18 protein-coding genes are annotated in these 20,564 nt (G+C 40.4%); 5 read left to right on the top strand and 13 right to left on the bottom strand.

Going from position 1 to position 20,564, the window contains the following annotated elements; translation table 11 throughout:
• Nucleotides 1-7: 7 nt before the first annotated feature.
• Nucleotides 8-1,213 carry a diaminopimelate decarboxylase gene (gene lysA, locus EQG61_RS04665; RefSeq protein WP_129461016.1) on the top strand — a complete coding sequence of 402 codons (1,206 nt, stop codon included), beginning with the start codon at nucleotides 8-10 and terminating at the stop codon, nucleotides 1,211-1,213.
• A gap of 35 nt (nucleotides 1,214-1,248) precedes the next feature.
• On the opposite strand, the gene EQG61_RS04660 is transcribed toward lysA, so the two are convergent.
• The 6 genes from EQG61_RS04660 to EQG61_RS04635 all read right to left on the bottom strand — a co-directional run bounded on the left by EQG61_RS04660 (nucleotide 1,249) and on the right by EQG61_RS04635 (nucleotide 8,508).
• On the bottom strand, nucleotides 1,249-2,157 hold the full coding sequence (locus EQG61_RS04660) for a YitT family protein (RefSeq protein WP_129460748.1): 909 nt from the start codon (nucleotides 2,155-2,157) through the stop codon (nucleotides 1,249-1,251).
• Between the two features lie 78 nt (nucleotides 2,158-2,235).
• Complete coding sequence (gene pafA, locus EQG61_RS04655) at nucleotides 2,236-3,843, bottom strand: alkaline phosphatase PafA (RefSeq protein ID WP_129460747.1); 1,608 nt, start codon at nucleotides 3,841-3,843, stop codon at nucleotides 2,236-2,238.
• 1 nt (nucleotide 3,844) lies between these two features.
• The gene (locus tag EQG61_RS04650; RefSeq protein WP_129460746.1) at nucleotides 3,845-4,783 is read right to left on the bottom strand and encodes an NAD(P)H-dependent flavin oxidoreductase; all 939 of its coding nucleotides are present in this window, start codon (nucleotides 4,781-4,783) and stop codon (nucleotides 3,845-3,847) included.
• Nucleotides 4,784-4,793: 10 nt separating this feature from the next.
• Nucleotides 4,794-6,392, bottom strand: a complete 1,599-nt coding sequence (locus tag EQG61_RS04645; protein ID WP_129460745.1) for a S8 family serine peptidase — start codon at nucleotides 6,390-6,392, stop codon at nucleotides 4,794-4,796.
• 56 nt (nucleotides 6,393-6,448) lie between these two features.
• Nucleotides 6,449-7,639: a tRNA 2-thiouridine(34) synthase MnmA gene (gene mnmA / locus EQG61_RS04640; protein WP_129460744.1), complete on the bottom strand. Its 1,191-nt coding sequence runs from the start codon at nucleotides 7,637-7,639 to the stop codon at nucleotides 6,449-6,451.
• Between the two features lie 155 nt (nucleotides 7,640-7,794).
• Nucleotides 7,795-8,508 (bottom strand): toxin-antitoxin system YwqK family antitoxin, encoded by a 714-nt coding sequence (locus EQG61_RS04635; RefSeq protein ID WP_129460743.1) that lies wholly within the window; start codon nucleotides 8,506-8,508, stop codon nucleotides 7,795-7,797.
• 271 nt (nucleotides 8,509-8,779) lie between these two features.
• Here EQG61_RS04635 and EQG61_RS04630 point away from each other — a divergent pair, with 271 nt between their 5' ends.
• Entirely contained in the window at nucleotides 8,780-9,784 is a 1,005-nt protein-coding gene (locus EQG61_RS04630) for a fasciclin domain-containing protein (RefSeq protein WP_129460742.1), read from the top strand.
• Nucleotides 9,785-9,897: 113 nt separating this feature from the next.
• Here the strand turns inward: EQG61_RS04630 and yidC are convergent, their stop codons facing one another.
• The 7 genes from yidC to EQG61_RS04595 all read right to left on the bottom strand — a co-directional run bounded on the left by yidC (nucleotide 9,898) and on the right by EQG61_RS04595 (nucleotide 18,370).
• Nucleotides 9,898-11,787: a membrane protein insertase YidC gene (gene yidC, locus EQG61_RS04625; RefSeq protein WP_129460741.1), complete on the bottom strand. Its 1,890-nt coding sequence runs from the start codon at nucleotides 11,785-11,787 to the stop codon at nucleotides 9,898-9,900.
• A 36-nt stretch (nucleotides 11,788-11,823) separates the two neighbouring features.
• A complete protein-coding gene (locus tag EQG61_RS04620; RefSeq protein ID WP_129460740.1) occupies nucleotides 11,824-13,434 on the bottom strand; it encodes a CTP synthase in 1,611 nt (536 codons plus the stop codon).
• A gap of 93 nt (nucleotides 13,435-13,527) precedes the next feature.
• Nucleotides 13,528-13,770: a DUF3820 family protein gene (locus EQG61_RS04615; protein WP_394345559.1), complete on the bottom strand. Its 243-nt coding sequence runs from the start codon at nucleotides 13,768-13,770 to the stop codon at nucleotides 13,528-13,530.
• On the bottom strand, nucleotides 13,761-14,165 hold the full coding sequence (locus EQG61_RS04610) for an OsmC family protein (protein ID WP_129460739.1): 405 nt from the start codon (nucleotides 14,163-14,165) through the stop codon (nucleotides 13,761-13,763). The genes EQG61_RS04615 and EQG61_RS04610 overlap by 10 nt, the downstream gene beginning before the upstream one ends.
• A 1-nt stretch (nucleotide 14,166) precedes the next feature.
• Complete coding sequence (locus tag EQG61_RS04605; RefSeq protein ID WP_129460738.1) at nucleotides 14,167-16,107, bottom strand: PBP1 and LysM peptidoglycan-binding domain-containing protein; 1,941 nt, start codon at nucleotides 16,105-16,107, stop codon at nucleotides 14,167-14,169.
• Nucleotides 16,108-16,134: 27 nt separating this feature from the next.
• Nucleotides 16,135-17,664, bottom strand: a complete 1,530-nt coding sequence (guaA, locus tag EQG61_RS04600; RefSeq protein ID WP_129460737.1) for a glutamine-hydrolyzing GMP synthase — start codon at nucleotides 17,662-17,664, stop codon at nucleotides 16,135-16,137.
• A gap of 118 nt (nucleotides 17,665-17,782) precedes the next feature.
• Nucleotides 17,783-18,370: a class I SAM-dependent methyltransferase gene (locus EQG61_RS04595; RefSeq protein WP_129460736.1), complete on the bottom strand. Its 588-nt coding sequence runs from the start codon at nucleotides 18,368-18,370 to the stop codon at nucleotides 17,783-17,785.
• A 182-nt stretch (nucleotides 18,371-18,552) separates the two neighbouring features.
• Here EQG61_RS04595 and crcB point away from each other — a divergent pair, with 182 nt between their 5' ends.
• The 3 genes from crcB to gldI all read left to right on the top strand — a co-directional run bounded on the left by crcB (nucleotide 18,553) and on the right by gldI (nucleotide 20,563).
• Nucleotides 18,553-18,921: a fluoride efflux transporter CrcB gene (crcB, locus tag EQG61_RS04590; RefSeq protein ID WP_129460735.1), complete on the top strand. Its 369-nt coding sequence runs from the start codon at nucleotides 18,553-18,555 to the stop codon at nucleotides 18,919-18,921.
• Nucleotides 18,922-18,983: 62 nt separating this feature from the next.
• Nucleotides 18,984-19,988, top strand: a complete 1,005-nt coding sequence (locus EQG61_RS04585; RefSeq protein ID WP_129460734.1) for a DHH family phosphoesterase — start codon at nucleotides 18,984-18,986, stop codon at nucleotides 19,986-19,988.
• An 11-nt stretch (nucleotides 19,989-19,999) separates the two neighbouring features.
• A complete protein-coding gene (gene gldI, locus EQG61_RS04580; RefSeq protein WP_129460733.1) occupies nucleotides 20,000-20,563 on the top strand; it encodes a gliding motility-associated peptidyl-prolyl isomerase GldI in 564 nt (187 codons plus the stop codon).
• Nucleotide 20,564 lies beyond the last annotated feature (1 nt).

The raw sequence follows: 20,564 nt of genomic DNA, 5'->3' as shown, positions 1-20,564 counted from the left end.
GAACAGCATGCAAACTACTGAGTTACTCGCATTGGCTGAAACCTACGGCTGTCCGCTGTATGTGTATGATGCCCACAAAATCGAACACCAATACCAACGCCTTACCAACGCCTTTTCCAAGGTGGAATCGTTACGCATCAACTATGCAATGAAGGCATTATCCAACATTTCGATTTTGAAGCTGTTCCGAAAGATGGGGTCCGGACTGGACACCGTTTCGATTCAAGAAGTGCAACTCGGACTCCATGCGGGTTTCACGCCGGATAAAATTATTTTCACCCCCAATGGCGTTTCGTTTGAAGAACTGGAACAAGCGGCGGCTTTGGGTGTACAAATCAATATTGACAATTTATCGGTCTTGGAACATTTTGGTACCAAGCATCCCAAAACGCCGGTGTGTATTCGCATTAATCCGCATGTCATGGCAGGAGGAAACGAAAATATTTCCGTGGGTCATATCGATAGTAAATTCGGAATTTCGATTTATCAAGTGCCGCATATTTTGCGCATTGTTGAAAATACGGGCATGACCATCAACGGCATCCACATGCATACCGGATCGGATATTCTGGATATCGAAGTGTTTTTGTATGCCGCTGAGATCCTTTTTGATACCGCCAAACAATTCAACAACTTAGAATTCCTGGATTTCGGTTCGGGCTTTAAAGTTCCCTACAAAAAAGGCGACATTGAAACCAACATTGAAGAATTAGGAAAAAAATTAACCAAACGCTTTTTGGCCTTCGAAAAAGAATACGGAAAACCGTTGACCTTGGCTTTTGAACCGGGAAAATTCTTAGTGAGTGAAGCGGGGTATTTCTTGGCCAAAGTCAATGTTGTCAAACAAACCACTTCGACTGTATTTGCGGGTATCGATACCGGATTTAACCATTTGATTCGACCCATGTTTTACGGGTCGTCCCACACGATTGAAAATATTTCCAATCCCAAAGGCAAGGAACGATTTTATACTGTGGTAGGTTACATTTGTGAAACGGATACGTTTGCCAACAACCGTCGAATCGCCGAAATAAACGAAGGCGATGTGTTGTGTTTTAAGAATGCTGGAGCGTATTGTTTCTCGATGTCGTCCAACTACAACTCGCGATTTAAGCCAGCCGAAGTTTTATGGAAAGACGGTCAAGGCCACTTGATTCGGGAGCGGGAAACGTTTGAAGATTTACTCCAAAATCAAATTCTTTTGGATATTTAATAAAAAAGGCTGTCGTAACGGACAGCCTTTCGTTTTTAATGCAACGGACGTTTTTTAATCATCCCGCCTTTGGTATCTTTTATCGAGTGTTGGACAATAAAAGCTCCTTCATCCACTTTTTGAATTTCCAAAACTAATTTGGTGACTTCCAAGCGGGTCACGACACAATACAAAACTTTATTTTCATTGTGGTCGATACCGCGTTTCCCATAGCCGCTTTCCGAATTATAAACCGTAACACCGTGTTGCAATTTATCAATAATTGCTTGTTTGATTTCATCGGCGTTACGAGAAACGATAGTTACTCCGATGTATTCTTCGATACCATTGATAATAAAATCCACCGTTTTGGAAGCGGAGAAATAGGTCAACATACTGTACATGGCCGTTTCTACATTGAACAAAAACGCGGCGCAGGCAAACACACCGATATTGAAAACCGAGATAAAGTCGCCCACCGTAAGACTCGTTTTTTTACTCACATAAATGGCCAAAACCTCGGTACCGTCAATGACGGCGCCACCCCGAATGGTGAACCCGATACCGGCACCCAAGAAAAATCCGCCAAACACAGAAATTAATAGTTTATCGCTGGTGATTACTTTAAAATCGACAAAATGGACGAGCAATGACAAGGCTAAAATAGCGCCCATACTTTTGAAGGCAAACTCCCAGGAGATTTGTTTGGCGCCAATGAAAATAAAAGGCAAATTGATTAATACAATTAATAAAGATAAGTCGACCCCCGTTGCCCGTTCTGTCAATAACGACAATCCCATCGCTCCCCCATCGAGAAAATCATTGGGCAGTAAAAATTGCTTTAACCCGATGGTTGCCATGGTTATCCCAATGGAAATCAGGACAAAGTCTTTGAGGTAGCGTTCAAAAACGAGTTCTTTGATGCGGGTGCTTTCTTTGTATAAGGTTTTAATCAATACTTTCATAGGCTATTATTTTTAGACAAAATACAAAAAAAAGCCCTTTGGAGAAAGGGCTTCTATGCGTTTAACAGGAATTTAATACTAGCGAAACAGTTCGGGCAGCACTTCGCATTCCGAGCCGTTGGGAAAGGTAATGTTAATTTTTTGACAAACGGTTGGCGCTATTTGCGTGATGAACCGCTTTTCATGACTCTCCCCTTTTCGGATGCCCCAACCGTAGAATAACAATGGCGCGTGGGTATCGTAGGCATAGGGTGTTCCGTGGGAAGTTCCTGTTTTGCCGTACTCGATATAACCGGGTTTATCCAAGACAACCAACTGCCCATTTTCATGAACATCATAACCGCGTGCGACCATTTCTTTGTAATAATCACCGGCACAAAAATGCTCGACTTCCTCCTGCGTATACACGGTTTTTACATGCTCTTGTTCCAACAAAAAGGATTTTAATTGGGACACTACACTTGGGTAATCCAATTGCTTTTCTTTGATTTTTGCCATATCCAAATACACATTGAAATTGGAGTAATTCAACACTAAATCGGCACCAAACGTGTCGGTAGAAAACTTCTTCAAACTGGCTTCTATGGCCTTGTAATCCAAATTTGTCACGTTGTATTTATGGTCGTGCATAAACGCAGCATTCTCCGAACACGCATGATCGGCGGTGATAAAAACCATGTATTGATCTTTCCCTACGGTTACATCCAAATACGCAAGAAAATCGGATAATGTTTTATCCAAACGTAAATAGGTATCTTGCAATTCCATGGAGCGCGGACCCAAAATATGGCCAACATAATCTGTAGACGAAAAACTGACGGCTAAGAAATCCGTATTTTCATCTTTACCCAATTGTTCTTTGGCGATAGCTAATTTGGCAAAATCGGCTAAATAATCGTTTCCAAAGGGCACTGCTCGCAACACACCTGGATCGTTTTTAGCCACCATCGCTTTTAAATCATATGGGAATACCGGTTTTTCTACGCCGTATAATTTACCTTCATAAGGTGAATCATCGGGATCACTTTCGTTATAAGTAGCCAAAGGTTTCATCAAATTCCACCCTTGATTGATGTAATTCATATAACCTTTTTTAGCATTGAATTCCGTTACCCAGTCGGGTAGTTTTTCACCATAATAATTACTAGAAATAAAACTTCCCGTTTTACTGTACCAAAACGCCCAATTCGCAAAATGTCCAGCAGGTAAAATAGCACCCCGGTCTTTGATACTCATGCCGATGACTTTTCCTTTAAAATTGGTTCCCATGCGTAATTCATCGGTTATTGTTGTGGCCAATAAATTCTTGGGAGACATCAACCCTTCGGTACCAGCCACTTCACCCAGCGCAGTTACCGAACTATCTTCCGTGCAATATTTTTCTTTTCCTTTGGTGCGACTGAACCACTCGTTACTTACGATTCCATGCACAGAAGGCGTTGTTCCTGTGTAAATACTCGCATGACCAGGCGCGGTATAGGTCGGCATGTAGTTATAATGCGCGTTGTGAAACGTAAATCCGTTGTTCATAATACGTTTAAAACCCGTCTCCGAAAAATCATTTTGGAAACGGTATAAGTATTCCATGCGCATTTGGTCAACTACGATTCCGACTACTAATTTGGGCCGTTTTTGGGCGAATGCAAGTTGGGACAAAACGATAATCCCAAAAAAGTATTTTTTCATTTTATAATTGTATTGCTTGTTGTTTGGCTGTTTCAAATTCAGAAACAACATCGGTTATTATTTGAGCTACGGGTTTGATCTCATGTATTAATCCGGCGATTTGTCCAATTTCCAATTCGCCTTCTTCTAAATCTCCTTCAAACATACCACGTTTGGCACGAGCCCGACCCAATAAGGTTTTTAAATCATCTACACTCGGACATTGCGCGTACAATGCTTGTAAATCGTGGAAGAATTTATTTTTGATCAAACGAACGGGTGCTAATTCTTTCAACGTGAGAAGTGTATCGCCTTCTTGGGTATTGACGACGGTTTGTTTAAAGTTGGCATGAGCCGAACTCTCTTCTGAAGCAACAAAACGACTACCCATTTGCACCCCGTCAGCGCCGAGTACCATGGCGGCTAGCATACCTTTTCCGGTTGCGATTCCACCTGCGGCAATTAAGGGCAAATGAATTTGCTCGCGCACCATCGGAATCAAGGTGAGCGTTGTTGTTTCCTCACGTCCGTTGTGGCCTCCTGCTTCAAACCCTTCGGCAACGATGGCGTCCACCCCTGCTTCTTGAGCTTTCAATGCAAATTTGGAACTACTCACCACATGGACAACTGTAATACCGTGTTCTTTTAAAAACGCGGTCCACGTTTTGGGATTACCCGCCGAAGTAAAGACAATTTTCACGCCTTCTTCCACAATGATGTTCATGATTTCTTCAATGTTGGGGTACAACATCGGAACATTCACACCAAAAGGTTTATCCGTCGCTTTTTTGCATTTTTGAATATGTTCGCGCAAGACATCAGGATACATTGAACCTGCGCCGATGAGACCTAATCCGCCGGCATTACTTACAGCGCTTGCGAGTTTATAACCCGAATTCCAGATCATTCCACCTTGAATAATCGGATATTGGATGTTAAAAAGTTGGGTAATTCGATTCATAGTTTTCCGGTTATTTTTTAATGATTTTACCGGTTATCACTTGTTGGTTTTGAATTATTTGATAACAATAGATTCCGCTAGGCAATTCGCCTACCTCTATTGCTGTTGTTGATGTATTGATTTTTTGAGTTAGCACCACTTGTCCCAGTGTGTTGATCAATTGAATTGTTCCCGGATTTTGAATGCCGACAATCGAAAATTCATGGGCAACGGGATTGGGATATACTTGGAAATTAGTAGGGGTAAAAGCAGTATTTCCTAGTGCATTTGTTAGCGCTACATTCAAATCGGGGATTCCATAGCCGTACTGATTGTTGGGCGCTGTATACCGATCGGCAGATTGTTTGACCATATCCACTACCTGCTGATTGGTTAACTGGGGCACAGCAGCCCATAGACAGGCAATCGAACCTGATAAAATGGGACATGATAGCGAAGTTCCGTTAACATACACCAAATTTCCTTGCGGATTGGAAACGGCGGCACTTACCCCCAAGGCCATGACATCGGGTTTGATGCGTCCGTCGAAACTCGGGCCGATCGAACTAAAACCGGCTTTCACTTCTGCGGCATCCACGGCGCCAACGGCGAGAGCATGCGTGGCTTCTGCGGGAACACCCACATGGGGTTCGGTTGTATTACCTGAATTTCCAGCACTGATTACAACCACCATTCCTTTACTGAATGCTACATTTACGCCTTTAGAGGCAAAAGCACTATCGCCTGTCATTTGGGAATAGGTATAACTGTAGTTAGTATTTTCGTATTGAAAATAGCCCAATGAACTCGTGATGATATCGGCACCTAGACGATCAGCTTCTTCAGCGGCTTGTACCCAATAACTTTCCTCAACCGGATTTTCTTGCGAAACATCTTCGGTCACATACAAATAGTATTGAGCGTTAGGGGCTGTTCCTACCAATTGCCCGTCGACAAATCCACCCATGGACGATAAAACCATCGTACCGTGTTGGTGCAAATCATAGACATTGGTGTTTTGGGAAACATAATTATAACCTCCTAAAATCAAATTTTGCGTGAACAGTCGTTGAAAAGGAGCCGCAGTGTCAACTCCTAAAAATCCAGAATCCAAAACGGCAATGATTTTTCCTGAACCGGTAAAATCCGCTTGGTGCAACAAATGGGTATTCAACATTTGCACTTGCGTGGTGGCGTTTCCATAGTTGTAACTGACTTGCACTTCATTGGTTTTTGAAGTGGACAATGGCTGTGAAGGTTGGCTAGCCTTGGAATTCAATGTTGGATTGGCAAATTCAATATGGTCCACAAATGCCAATGCTGTTAAAGCTTGTATGTCTTGCACCGAACCCCGCACATGTACACAATTCATCCATTTGGATTGGGCTTTGTATTCAATGCCGTTGGCGTTACTTACCGCATCGATATAGGCTGTTTCAACCGGAACATCGTTTAATGAAAGGGAAATGTTTTGTGCGACTCTTCGGTCCAATGCTCTTTGGGTTAGCATAGACAACGGATTATCCAAATAGGCTTGTGCATTGGGTTTGTCCGTAAAATAAATGCGTGCATCTTCTTGAGCACTACTCCATTGAACAATAAACAGGAAAATGAAGATAATTTTTCGCATAGCAATGGGACATTGGCTCCCAAAAATACAAATAAAACCCCTGTTCTTGTGTTAATTTACGAAGAAATTACCCCTGAACCCAGTAATTCTTCCCCATGATGCCATGCGGCAAATTGACCTTCGGTAATCGCGGATTGGGGTTCGCTAAACTCGATATACAAGCCCGATTCAAATTGGAAAAGGGTGGCTTTTTGTAAAGGTTGGCGGTAGCGAATACGAACTTCCACATCCATAGACTCCCCATTTTTCAAACGCAAATCTTCCCGAATCCAATGCACTTCATGCGGTTGAATGTGCAATGCTTTACGGAATAACCCAGGATGCTGATGGCCTTGTCCAGTGTAAATCACATTGTCTTTCACATCGGTAGCGATGATGAATAAAGGTTCGACCGTACCACCCACATTCAATCCTTTGCGTTGACCGATAGTAAAATAGTGGGCGCCTTGGTGCATCCCTACTTTTTTACCCATGGTTACAACATAGGCAATTGGTTTGGAAAGGTACTGTAATTCGGCTTCTTTGGAATCAAATTTGGGCACCGATTGTTGGTACACTTCATGGGAAGCGGGTACTTCTACAATCACACCTTCTTTGGGTTGGAGTTGTTGTTGCAGGAATTCGGGCAATCGCACTTTTCCGATGAAACATAAGCCTTGTGAGTCTTTTTTCTCAGCGGTAACCAAATCCATTTTAGCAGCGATTTCACGCACTTCCGGTTTGGTTAATTCCCCGATAGGGAAAAGAGCTTTGGCCAATTGTTCTTGGGAAAGTTGGCACAAAAAATACGACTGATCTTTGTTGCCATCGACACCTGCTAAAAGTTGGTGAACGGCTGTACCGTCTTTTTCAAGAGTCGCTTTGCGGCAATAATGGCCAGTAGCGACATAATCGGCTCCAAGAGAAAGCGCAATTTTCATGAAAACATCAAACTTGATTTCGCGGTTGCACAAAACATCAGGATTGGGTGTGCGACCGTTTTCGTATTCGTTAAACATGTAGTTCACGATACGTTCTTTGTATTGTTCGCTTAAATCGACGGTTTGAAAAGGGATTCCCAGTTTTTCGGCAACCAATAAAGCGTCATTGCTATCTTCTAGCCAAGGACATTCATTGGAAATAGTCACTGAGTCATCGTGCCAGTTTTTCATAAACAAACCAATGACTTCATACCCTTGTTCTTTGAGTAAGTAGGCTGCGACACTGGAATCTACACCACCGGATAATCCGACAACGACACGTTTCATAGTTTAATTTTGGTGCAAAGGTACAGGAAAAAATGAGAGTGGCGAATACAATAAGAAAGGGTTAACAGTTTTGAATTATGAATTATGAGTTATGAGTTGTGCGATCCTGTAAAATAGAAGTAATTGTAAGAAAGTAGTTTGGAATTTTGAGATTTTTAATCCCTGTCTTCCTCGTGGGTGATAGGTATTTTTTTAAATTTTCGCACTTTGAGTTTGCTCATATCCTTTTTGACCAATTTCCCTTTTTCCAACACTTCCCAAATGCCTTCTTTTTTCCCTTTGACGAAATTTCCTTTGGAGGCAATTTTGTTATCGGCGGTACGGAAAATCGCGGGTCCGTCGTATTCCCCATTTTTATATACACTTTCTTCCAAGACCAATCCTTCTTCGGTTAACTTGCGGTAATTCCCGTCGCGTTTTCCGTTTTTATACCCACATTCTTCGGCGAGTTTACCGCTTTTGTAATAGACTTTGCGAATACCATTGAGTTTGCCTTTGGAATAAAATTCTTGGGTCATGATTTGGGGCGAATCTTCGTGGTAAAACTTCCATTCCCCTTCTTCGATGCGGTTGACGAGTTTTCCTTCACTGACTTTATTGCCGTTTTGATTGTACACAATGGTATAACAGGAGTTGTCTTTGGGATTGAATTCGCGGGTAGCGATCACTTTTCCGTCTTTGGTATTATCATAAAATTTAAAAACACCCGTTTCTTTTCCGTGATCAAACGTACCTTCGTAGCGCGGGCGACCCGTGTCAGCATACGTTCCTTTCCAAAGACCGTGCTTTTTACCTTGACCGTCTACAGTATTGATTTCTTGGGCAACTACTTGGGAACAAACGAGTAAGAAAAGAAAAAGGTACTTCATGTTTTTTATTTTTAATAACAGCGAATGTACATAATTATTGTGCGAATGTAAAACGTATTAAGATGATTATATTTAATACTTTTCTTACATTTTTTATTTAATTTTTGTTTAATGAAGGAAAAGTCATACCAACTTTAAAGCCGAAAAAATCGTAAATTCCCACTAAACAAAAGCGTTAAATATTATCTAAATAAATTTTGTTTATGGTTTTACATTTTTTGTTAAACAAACCATCTTGTAACTTCGAAACGTAACTTAAAAAAATTGTTATATGAAAACAAACACATTAAAACAGATTGCATTAGCTGCTTTTCTCTGCGTAGGATTAGCGGCTTGTAGTAGTGATGATAACAACACGACTACAGACAACAGTATTGCCGGAATTGCTTCACGTACTTCCAATCTTTCCACATTAGTAAGCGCTTTAAACAAAACTGGCTTGACGGCTACTTTAAGCGGTTCTGGTACTTTTACTGTTTTTGCACCCACCAATGACGCATTTAATGCGTTTTTAACGGCAAATGGGTTCGCGAATTTGGATGCCGTTCCTGTGCCTGTGCTGAAAAACATTTTATTAAATCACGTGATTGGAACTGAGATTCCAAGTTCGGCGTTACCAGCAGCGACATATGCTTCAACGCTTTCGCCAATCAATACAACGGCAAATGCACCAACGATTAGTATGTTTGTTCAGAAATCAGGAAATGTTGTGACTATCAATGGCGGACCTGCTAACAAAGGAACTACTGTGGCAACTGCAGACATCGATGCTACCAATGGAGTGATACACGTAGTGAATGATGTAATTGCGATTCCAACCTTGGTGAATCACGTGGTGGCTAACCCTGATTTTGATACCTTGCAAGCGGTTGTAACGAGTACTTCAGGGGCTTTTGGTGACCAATCGGCTGTGTTGAGTGCGTTAAACGGAATCACTGCAGCGGCTCCTGCGACTCTTTTTGCTCCTAATAATGCCGCTTTCACAGCAGCAACTACAGGATCGGGTTTTGCTGTGGGTGCTACTGCCGCACAAGTAACTAAAGTACTGCAATACCATGTTACGGCAGCTGGAAACGTTCGCTCCAATCAATTAACCAATAATCAATCTGTGCCAATGATTACTTCACCTGTTCAAAACACTACTGTTGTGTTAGGTTCTGGAACTGTTGACATACAAGATTCGGCAAGCAATTTAGCTCGCGTATTCCAAGCAGATATTCAATGTTCGAACGGAGTAATTCACGGCGTACAACGTGTGTTACAACCTCAATTATAGTACATTCTTGCGCTTCCTATAAATGGAAGAAGGGCTGTACCGAAGTAATTCGGACAGCCCTTTTTTTTGGTTAAGATTTACTAGTCACTAATTACTAATCACTAATAACCTTATTATTTCTTATTCAAACGTTTTTGCTCTTCCGCTTGTTCCATCATTTCGCGCATGCGTTTTTGGAACTTGCTTTCTTTGGTTGGCTTTTGTTTATTTTCTTGGATTTGTGCGTGGATTTTGTCACTGTCAATGAAATATTTTTTAATGACCAACATTACACCTATCGTCACCACATTCGACATAAAGTTGTATAAACTCAAACCGGAACCGTAGCTGTTGAAGAAAATTAACATCATAATTGGCGAAACGTAAATCATGATTTTCATCATTTTAGCCATATCGGGCATTCCTTCTTGTTGGGGTTGCGCCATTGCTGCATTATCACCCGATGTCATTTTCATGTAGAAGAAAATGGCAATCGCTGCCAAAATAGGGAACAAACTTACGTGATCACCATACATTGGGATATTAAACGGCAATTTCAATACTTGGTCAAAAGACGATAAGTCATCGGCCCACAAGAAACTTTTCTGACGCAACTCAATGGCAGCAGGGAAGAATTGGAACGAAGCATAGACAAATGGCAACTGAATCAGAGCCGGAATACAACCTGCCATCGGATTCACACCTGCTTTATTGTATAACTTCATCATTTCTTGTTGGCGTTTCACAGGATCCTTGAATTTTTCATTCAATTCTGCGATTTCAGGACGCAAGACTTTCATTTTGGCTTGCGATAAGAACGACTTGAATGTAATCGGCGACATCGCCAATTTGATCAAGAAAGTAAATACGATAATCGCTAAACCTAACGACATCCATCCGCCTAATAAACCAAATAAAGGAACGAAGATAAATTTATTGATCCATCCGAAAATTCCCCAGCCCATGGGTACGACTTCGTCCAAATTACGATCATAACTGTTTAACAATTTATAATCAGCCGGACCGAAGTACCAATTCATTTTATAATCCAATTCGCCGTTGGTTAAGGCTAAAGGTGCTTTCGTCGTTAATTTCTTAGTAAAAACGGTATCCTTTTTATCGTCATGCACCAAATTATCAGAAGTCAGTTTTGCCGACTTAAAGGGCGTTTTGGTCATTAAAATAGAAGCAAAGAAATGTTGGCGATACGCTACATAAGTTACAGCTTCCGGGTTTTCTTCTTTACCGTTTCCTTGCCCTACGTAATCGTCTTTACCGTCTTCGTATTCAAAAATCGTTTCAGTATAGCGGTTTTCGTAAGGAATACTGATTTCGTTGCGGTAGGTTTTGATATCCCAATCTAAATTTACGGGTTTTGAAGTATTCAATACACGACTCAATCCTTGAGAACGGATATCGAAATCCAACATATAGTCGTTTTTCAAAACGTATTTGTATTCCAAAAACTCGTTGGGTCCCGCTTTTAACTTCATCGACAACACTTGTGCATCACCCACTTTGGAAATTTGGGGTTCGAAGTATAAGTCTTTTGTATTTAAAACTCGGTTATCCGACGTTTGTAATTCCAAGTTAAAGTTGGAGTTGTTGTTTTTCACCAATTCCACCAATTTCCCTGAATCGCGTTTGAATTTGGTATAGTTTTTTAACACTACATTGGAAACATAACCTCCTTTGTTGGCAATTTCCAATTTTACCACTTCATTCTCAATTACGGTTGTTCCTCCTTTGGCAGCAGGCAACGTAGCAGAGTAGGCAAATTTTCCTAACGTACTGGATAATTGTTTGATTTTGGTTGAATCGCTGGCTGTGGTATCTACAGCTTGAACAGTTTGCGCCGTTTTGGCTTGCTTGGCTTTTTGCTTTTTGTCAATCTGTTCTTGTTTGGCTTTGGCTGCCGCTTCTTTTTCTTCGTTTTGTTTGGAATTGAACATCATCCACATCACTAAGATGAAAATCAGTGCAAATCCGATAATCGAATTCTTGTCAAATTTCTTTTCTTCCATTGATTTGAAAATTGAGCTGCAGCAACTAACCGCAGCTTACTTTTTATTTTTTACAATTGCGGCTACAAAGCTAACAAAAATTGGCTGTGGATTTGCAACTGTACTTTTATATTCCGGATGATATTGTACTCCGATAAAAAACGGATGGTTTTCCAACTCGACAATTTCGACCAAACCGGTATCGGGATTGATTCCTGAACTCACCAAACCCGCATTTTGTAATGCTTCTGCGTAGGTATTGTTGTATTCATAACGGTGACGGTGACGTTCCGCAATTTGGTCTTTACCGTAGATTTTGTGTGCCAAAGTTCCGGGTTTCAAGTCGCATTTCCAAGCGCCTAAACGCATGGTGCCTCCTTTTTCGGTGACCGTCTTCTGACTTTCCATCAAATCAATTACAGGATGGGGAGTTTCGGCATTCATTTCGGTTGAGTTGGCGTTTTCCAAATGCAACACATTGCGTGCATATTCGATAACAGCCATTTGCATTCCCAAACAAATTCCGAAGAACGGCAAGTTGTTTTCTCGGGCATACCGCACGGTTTCAATTTTTCCTTCGATACCGCGTTCTCCAAAACCGGGAGCTACCAGAATACCATCTATTCCTTTTAACTTTTCTGCTACATTTGAAGCATCGATATATTCGGAGTGGATACTTACCACATTTACTTTAGTTTCATTGGCAGCACCTGCATGTATAAAGGCTTCTAAAATGGATTTATAGGAATCTTGTAATTCTACATATTTTCCGACCAAACCAATGTTGATGGTTTGTTTCGGATTCTTGTGCCGACTTAAAAACTCATTCCACTGCTTTAAATCCGGTGCTGATTTTTCGGGCAAGTCTAATTTTTTCAATGCAACTACATCCAAACCTTCTTCCAACATTAAGTTGGGCACCTCATAAATCGTTTTGGCATCAATCGACTGAATAACCGCTTCCTTGGTTACGTTACAGAACAAGGCCAATTTTTGACGCAAGTCGGCTGACAACTCATGCTCGGTACGACAAACCAAAATATCCGCTTTTATTCCGCTTTCCATCAAAGTTTTTACCGAGTGTTGTGTGGGTTTGGTTTTTAATTCGCCCGCCGCTGCCAAATACGGCACCAGTGTAAGGTGAATCACGATACTATTATGTTCGCCCAACTCCCATACCAATTGACGTACCGATTCGATATAAGGTAATGACTCAATGTCCCCAACGGTTCCACCAATTTCAGTAATCACAATATCAAAATCACCCGATTGTCCGAGTAATTGCATGCGTTCTTTGATTTCGTTGGTGATGTGCGGAACGACTTGTACTGTTTTCCCTAAAAATTCGCCACGGCGTTCTTTTTCAATTACAGAAAGGTACACCCGACCAGTAGTGACATTATTCGCTTGCGAAGTAGGTACATTAAGAAAACGTTCGTAATGACCCAAATCCAAATCCGTTTCGGCACCGTCATCGGTAACAAAACATTCGCCATGTTCATACGGATTTAAAGTTCCGGGATCGACATTAATGTAGGGGTCAAATTTTTGGATGGTGGTGCGGTAGCCTCTGGCTTGCAGTAGTTTGGCCAAAGAAGCCGCAATAATTCCTTTTCCCAACGATGAAGTTACACCGCCAGTGACAAAGATGTACTTTGTAGTATTCATTATGTGTTAGTTGTGTTGTTGTATAAATCGGGGCAAAATTACAAACTAATCTGCCATTATAAAAATCGGTTGGACCCGAATTATCAGTATTTATTAACCTTTTTTGGGATGTGTTTTTTGAATATTCCGAATGAGTGGTTCCAAACCGTTGAGTTTTAATTCGTGGACCAACTTCAATTGTTCGCCCAACTTTCCTTTGGGCAAGCGATTGTTGTGTAACCACACCATATAATATTCGGGCAAGTCAATCAAATAGCGGCCTTCGTATTTCCCATAGGGCATTTTGGTATGGGCCAATTCAATTAAAAAAGCGTGTTGTTCGTTCTTTATTTCCAATGAAAAACAATTTCTTTTTTAATATCGGGATGCAAACTATAATGAACCGGACATGTCATTGCAGTGCGTTCTAGAATTGTTTTGGTTTTTTCATCCGCTTCCAATTCCATCGTAAACGTCACATGAATTTCAGTAATACGACGGGGTTCGGTCCCCATTATCTTAGTAACCTCAGCGGTTGAACCCGTAAAATCCACACCCAAATCACGGGCTTTGATGCCCATGACGGTAAACATACAACTTGCTAATCCGTTGGCTACCGTATCTGTGGGAGAAAAAGCTTCCCCTTTTCCATTGTTGTCGGTGGGAGCATCGGAAATGATTACACTTCCCGATTGTAAATGTTCAGAAGAAGTTCGTAAATCACCTAAATACGTCACTTTTGAAGTTGCCATGTTAATTTGCTTGTTTTATGGTTAAATCCTCATCGTAGTAAAGGATGTAAATTCCGTTGTTGGTATAACCACCTGATACTTTTTTGGCGTAATCAAATCTATTTTCAATTTGCTCGGAAGCGTCGTCCAAAGTATCTTCAAAATCTTTGTCTTGTGCCAAACGAACTAAAGTATCAAAAGTCAGGTCAAACCCACGCACGGCATATTGGTTGGGAAATACTTTGTTTTTTTTGCGGTAAGCAACATCAAATTGACGGGCTTTATCCGAATCATTTTCACGAGTAACCGATGGATACATCAATTTTAATTTAGTCAAACGTGCGATCGGAATTTCTTCATAATCCAAAGTTTCATTGGCTTCCAAAATCACCAATTGTACAGGATAATCTTTTTGAGCTGCCACCATAGAAGCGGTTGTCGTCATTACAGCACCTGTTTTTTCAGTGGCTAAAATCACATAATTTGTGCGGTCCTTGACAAAATGTTTTTTGATACTGTCTGCTACCACGGAACCGTTATCCGCTACGCCTACAATTTTTACTTTCTCATAAAAATCTTTCAGATATTGGCGCATGGATTGTTTTTTGGGAGAAACCACGGCGATAATGTTGCCATTTTTGGACTGCAAATAATCCAACATGGCTGCTTTTGTAACATCCGGTAATGGAGTAGATTGGTATAAATTGGTATAGCCTTTCCCTTCTTCACGCGATAAAGGTGAGATAACAGGAATATTTTTGGATTCCAAGGCCATGGCTACGCGCTCTACATTGATTTGATAAAAAGGTCCGATTACCGCATTTGTATTCGAAAAATCTTCATTTTTTATAATGTCTAATGCAGCCGTTGAATTACGCGATTCTTGGGAATCATAAATACGAATATTGAAATTCATCCCAAGTGTCTTTGCGGAATCAATCGCCATTAAAGCCCCTGAATAAAAGTCCAATGTCATATTCAAAAATTTATCTTTCTTCAAACGCTCTACTACACCAGTCACTGTATCATTCTGAATGCGGGAAGCATTAAAAGGTAAGAATAGCACCAATTCTTTTCGTTTCTGATTGGACAATGAACGGGAAAAATCTTTGATTCCCGAACCCGTTCGTTCTTTTACAAAAGCAATTTGTGCCGGTACTTTAATCACCATCCCTTGTTTCAAACCGTCTTTTAGTTCGGGATTCATGCGAATCAATGCGGATTCGGATAAATTGAAATGTTTGGTCAAACTGTACAAGGTTTCACCTGATTTTACTTCATAATCCGAAGTTTCAATGGGTTTGACTTTGGGCAAATTATCATTGGATTTCGTTACCGCTTTTTTGATTTTCAACACATCCCCAATCGACAATCCATCTTTGGTTTGCGGATTTTGAGCTTCCAATTCTTCAATGGAAACCCCATATAAATTGGCAATACCGTACTTGGTTTCTTGCGCTCTAACCACATGTGTTATTTCAGTGGTTGAAGGGGCGGGCATTGGAGCAGTTGGAGTAGCATTAGACTTTGGAACCGTCACTCCTTTTTTTAAGGCTAACACTTGTCCGACTTGCAATCCGTTGGCCGACAAACTGGGATTTAAAGCTTCCAGTACACCTTTCTCTAATCCGTATTTTTTGGAAATACTGTAAATGGTTTCTTTTGCTAAAACGGTGTGCGTATTCGGCACTGTTGGTTTGGCCACAGCAACTGCTGGTATTGTTGAAGTTGGTTTAGTTGTTGTTTTAGGCAACACCGCATTCGGCGGAATCACCAAAACCATATTAGGCTGGATTCCACTTTTTGCATCCGGATTCACTTTATAAATATCATAAGGTGTTACCTGATATTTTTGGGCGATTGACACTACTGTTTCGCCTTTTGCTACCGTATGCTTTTTCGTTTGGGCCATTACCGTAACGGTGGCCAAAACCAAAAAACCGAAAACAACTCTTTTCAACATACTCCTATTTTTAAAGGATTTCTCCTATTATTCCCATTCAATAGTGGCGGGTGGTTTCGAACTGATATCATATACCACTCGGTTTACCCCTTTGACTTTATTGATGATTTCATTCGAAATTTTCATTAAAAAATCATAAGGCAAATGCACCCAATCGGCCGTCATTCCATCGGTAGATTCTACTGCACGCAGCGCTACTACTTTTTCATAGGTTCGCTCATCACCCATTACCCCTACACTATTCACCGGAAGTAAAATAGCACCGGCTTGCCACACTTTATTGTATAAACCGTGCGATTTTAATCCGTCAATAAAAATAGCGTCGACGTCTTGTAAGATGCGTACTTTTTCTGGTGTAATATCCCCTAAAATACGAATCGACAATCCGGGACCTGGGAAAGGATGACGTCCTAGTAATTCAGGATCAATTCCTAAAGTAGCCCCAACGCGACGCACTTCATCTTTAAACAACATGCGAAGCGGTTCGACAATTTGCAATTTCATATAATCGGGTAAACCACCCACGTTATGATGCGATTTGATGGTTGCCGAAGGTCCTTTCACCGATACCGATTCAATAACATCGGGATAGATGGTTCCTTGAGCTAACCATTTCACATCGGTCAATTGATTGGCCTCATCATCAAATACTTCGATGAATACCCGACCAATTGTTTTTCGTTTGGTTTCAGGATCACTGATGCCTTCGAGGGCTGACAAAAAACGTGCCGAAGCGTCTACGCCTTTCACGTTTAATCCCATTCCTTTGTATTGGTTCAAAACGTTTTCGAATTCATTTTTCCGTAATAACCCGTTATTCACGAAGATACAATACAAGTTAGCTCCAATAGCTTTGTGTAATAAAACGGCAGCCACCGTAGAATCAACACCTCCAGACAAGCCCAAAACGACTTTATCCGATTTTACTTTTTCTTGAATTTCGGCCACGCAGTCTTCTACAAAAGCATTGGGTGTAAAACTTTGGGGAACTTCAGCGATTTTTACTAAAAAATTCTCCAACAACTGTTTGCCATCTGTGGAGTGATAGACTTCCGGATGAAATTGGATGGCATAGGTTGTTTCACCTTCAATTCGGTAAGCGGCATTTTCGACATCTTTGGTACTGGCCAAACGCACACCGTTGGACGGCAATTGCTTGATAGTATCACTATGACTCATCCACACTTGCGAATTCAGGGCAATTTCTTCAAAGAAATCCTCATCATCTTTGATGAAAGTCAAGTTGGCCCGACCGTATTCACGGATATTACTCGGCGCCACTTCGCCCCCATTGAAATGCGCCAAATATTGGGCTCCATAACAAACCGCCAATAAGGGCATTTTGCCCCGAATTTGCGATAAATCGGGATGGGGAGCATCTTCTGCGCGAACAGAGTAAGGACTACCTGATAATATGACAGCTTTAAAACTCGACAGATCCGCTGGAATCTGATTGTAAGGGAAAATTTCGCAGAAGATATTGAGTTCGCGAACCCTTCTCGCAATCAACTGAGTGTATTGCGATCCAAAATCTAAAATAAGTACGTTGTGTTGCATAAAAGTTGTGTTGTGCTTGTTCCGCGGGATCAATTGATATTCGGAACGGTTGCAAAATTAGTCTTTTTTATGCTCTTTTTGTACAAACTTAATTACTAAAAAAAATAATAGTGATCATTTAATTTGTTGGTTTCACTTCAAGATCAAACCAATTGATACCCCATTTGGTTTTTCCTTCATTTTCATATACAAGCGTACTATCTAGAAAAGGATAATTTTTTGCTAACTCATCAACAATACTCTCTTTAACATCATACAAGGAAACAATCATTTTCGCATGGGGAGTAGTGAATAAAGACAATTGTTTTACAACCTCCAACCGATTGTCCAAATAATAAAGCACTTCGTTGAATACCAACAAATCGAATTTTTCTTCTGTTTTAAATTGATGCAAATCGGCTACTTTAAAAATAGCATTGGGGTATTTCTTTTTTCGGGCTTTTAATATTGCCGTATCCGACAAATCGACACCTAAATACGCTGCATAGGCATCCTTGGGCAAATAATCCAATAAGGCACCATAACCACAACCCAAGTCTAGAATGCGCGGAGGTGTTACTGAACTCTTTTGAATGTAAGTTACGATGGCTTGATAACGATCGGCTTCGGTTCCCATTTTATTCCATTTTCCAATGGCGTATTTGTAGTTCCAGGTAAGCCGCTTTCGAAACCACTTCCATCGATTTTTCAAAGTCCAATTTTGCATAAGTAGTGTGTATAGGTTTAGTTTGTTTTCAAATATCAAAATAATTATGTTAACTATTGTAAAAACCTAATTTTATTTCTAAAAAAAATAAACACTTAACAAATACTTTAACAAACAGACTTCCGGTTTTATTCCTAAATTGCAGCATTAAAATTTGATTAGTAATCTTAACAATATTCTTTGTGAAGACCCTTATTTTTGTTGGCATTGGTGGAGCAATTGGCAGTATTCTTCGCTATCTTACAGGTATTTATTTTCAAAAAATGGATACGGGTAATTTCCCTTTGGCAACGTTTATTGCAAATGCGATAGGCTGTTTACTCATCGGACTGTTTATGGGGTATTTGACAAAAAACAATCTCGTAGACACCCAACTCAAATGGTTTTTAGTCACTGGTTTCTGCGGCGGATTTACTACATTTTCAACTTTCGGTTTTGAAAACATTCAATTGTTGCAACAACAACAGTATCTCTTGGCTTTAACCTACACGTTGGTCAGTGTTTTTGTCGGAATAACCGCTGTATTTCTCGGATTGTGGTTCACCCGTTAATGAACACAAACTAGGTTTCTTTCCAAAAAATTGTTTGGTAAAATTTACTACCTTCGCAACCTATGAATGAAAAAGAATTGCAGGAATTACTTGTTTTTTTGGAACAACCCAGAAAAATTGCCATTATCCCTCATCGCAATCCCGATGGTGATGCTATGGGGTCTACATTAGGTCTATCCCATTTTTTACGAAAATTAGGCCACACCACTCAAGTTATTTCACCCAATGAATTTCCTGATTTTTTGGCTTGGTTACCTGGTGCCGAGGAAGTAATGATCTATGAAAAAGACCGCCAAAAATGCACTGCTTTTTTACAATCCCAAGACCTTATATTCACGCTTGATTTTAATGCTTTACACCGAACAGGTGAAATGGAACAAGCCTTACAAACTTTAAAGCAACCCATGGTCATGATTGATCATCATGAATTACCGGGTAACTATGCGCAGTTTGTGTTTTCGGATACGGCTTATGGCTCCACCTGTGAGATGGTGTATCATTTTATTCAAGATTTACAGCAAGGAGCACTAATTAACAAAACCATTGCGACTTGTTTGTATACAGGTATTATGACGGATTCAGGGCAATTCCGTTTTCCAAAAACTACAGGAACCACCCATCGTATCGTGGCTGAATTCATTGATTTGGGTGTCCCCAATACTGAAATCCCGACCTTGTTATTTGACAATAATTCCTACGACCGTTTGCAATTAATGGGTCGCGCCCTTCAGAATTTGAAAGTGTTACCCGAATTACATACTTCGTATACGACTTTGAGTCAGGAGGAACTCAACCAATTCCATTATGTCAAAGGCGATACAGAAGGAATTGTCAATTATGGTTTAACCATCAAAGGCATCCATTTTACAGCCATTTTTATCGAACATAAAGACGAAGGAATTATCAAAATATCGTTTCGTTCACAAGGTCAATTTGACGTAAATCAGTTTGCTCGGACTTATTTTAACGGTGGCGGACATATCAATGCTGCTGGCGGTAAGTCGACCGACACACTTGAAAACACGATTTTGCGTTTTGAACAAATAGTTAAAGAAATACAACCGTAATTTTATTGGTTATGAAAAAGAACTTTTTTCCCCTGTTTATCATCATGTTGGTGAGCATCTTAACGATAAGTTGCCAACAACAACAAGCACGTCGACCTGTTTCCCATTCTTCTGGTGAATTTATGAATGCTTCGGTGGAACGCAACAAGAAGTTAATCAAGAATGAAGAAACGAAGATTGATTCCATTATTCAAAAAAATAAAGGCATTCAATATATTGCTTCCAAAAAAGGCTACTGGTACTATTATGAAAATAAAAATACTACGGATACATTACGCCCCAAAAAAGGAGACATTGCCTATTTTGATTATGAAATCAAAGATTTGAACGGAAAGGTAATTTATTCGGATCTCGAATTAAAAGGGCAAACCTATCGGGTTGACAAGCAAACCATCATCACAGGATTACAACACGGCTTGAAATTGATGCGTAAAAATGAAACGGTGACTTTCTTGTTTCCTTCCCATTTAGCCTATGGTTACCATGGTGATGATCGCAGAATTGGCACCAATGAACCCATTATTTGTCGGGTGACATTAACCGATTTCCGACCAGAAAATAAATTAAACAATTAAT

This window comes from Flavobacterium stagni (assembly GCF_004122105.1).
In the GTDB taxonomy this organism is placed as follows: Bacteria; Bacteroidota; Bacteroidia; order Flavobacteriales; family Flavobacteriaceae; genus Flavobacterium; species Flavobacterium stagni.
Note: the sequence above shows the minus strand (reverse complement) of the source record. Positions and strands in the feature narration are given on the sequence as shown.

Coding starts and splice junctions, on each gene's coding strand:
- lysA (WP_129461016.1), top strand. CDS start 8: ATGCAAACTACTGAGTTACTCGCATTGGCTGAAACCTACGGCTGTCCG.
- mnmA (WP_129460744.1), bottom strand. CDS start 7,639: ATGAAACGTGTCGTTGTCGGATTATCCGGTGGTGTAGATTCCAGTGTC.
- EQG61_RS04620 (WP_129460740.1), bottom strand. CDS start 13,434: ATGAATACTACAAAGTACATCTTTGTCACTGGCGGTGTAACTTCATCG.
- EQG61_RS04660 (WP_129460748.1), bottom strand. CDS start 2,157: ATGAAAGTATTGATTAAAACCTTATACAAAGAAAGCACCCGCATCAAA.
- guaA (WP_129460737.1), bottom strand. CDS start 17,664: ATGCAACACAACGTACTTATTTTAGATTTTGGATCGCAATACACTCAG.
- EQG61_RS04605 (WP_129460738.1), bottom strand. CDS start 16,107: ATGTTGAAAAGAGTTGTTTTCGGTTTTTTGGTTTTGGCCACCGTTACG.
- EQG61_RS04650 (WP_129460746.1), bottom strand. CDS start 4,783: ATGAATCGAATTACCCAACTTTTTAACATCCAATATCCGATTATTCAA.
- EQG61_RS04635 (WP_129460743.1), bottom strand. CDS start 8,508: ATGAAGTACCTTTTTCTTTTCTTACTCGTTTGTTCCCAAGTAGTTGCC.
- gldI (WP_129460733.1), top strand. CDS start 20,000: ATGAAAAAGAACTTTTTTCCCCTGTTTATCATCATGTTGGTGAGCATC.
- yidC (WP_129460741.1), bottom strand. CDS start 11,787: ATGGAAGAAAAGAAATTTGACAAGAATTCGATTATCGGATTTGCACTG.
- EQG61_RS04610 (WP_129460739.1), bottom strand. CDS start 14,165: ATGGCAACTTCAAAAGTGACGTATTTAGGTGATTTACGAACTTCTTCT.
- EQG61_RS04645 (WP_129460745.1), bottom strand. CDS start 6,392: ATGCGAAAAATTATCTTCATTTTCCTGTTTATTGTTCAATGGAGTAGT.
- EQG61_RS04630 (WP_129460742.1), top strand. CDS start 8,780: ATGAAAACAAACACATTAAAACAGATTGCATTAGCTGCTTTTCTCTGC.
- EQG61_RS04585 (WP_129460734.1), top strand. CDS start 18,984: ATGAATGAAAAAGAATTGCAGGAATTACTTGTTTTTTTGGAACAACCC.
- EQG61_RS04595 (WP_129460736.1), bottom strand. CDS start 18,370: ATGCAAAATTGGACTTTGAAAAATCGATGGAAGTGGTTTCGAAAGCGG.
- pafA (WP_129460747.1), bottom strand. CDS start 3,843: ATGAAAAAATACTTTTTTGGGATTATCGTTTTGTCCCAACTTGCATTC.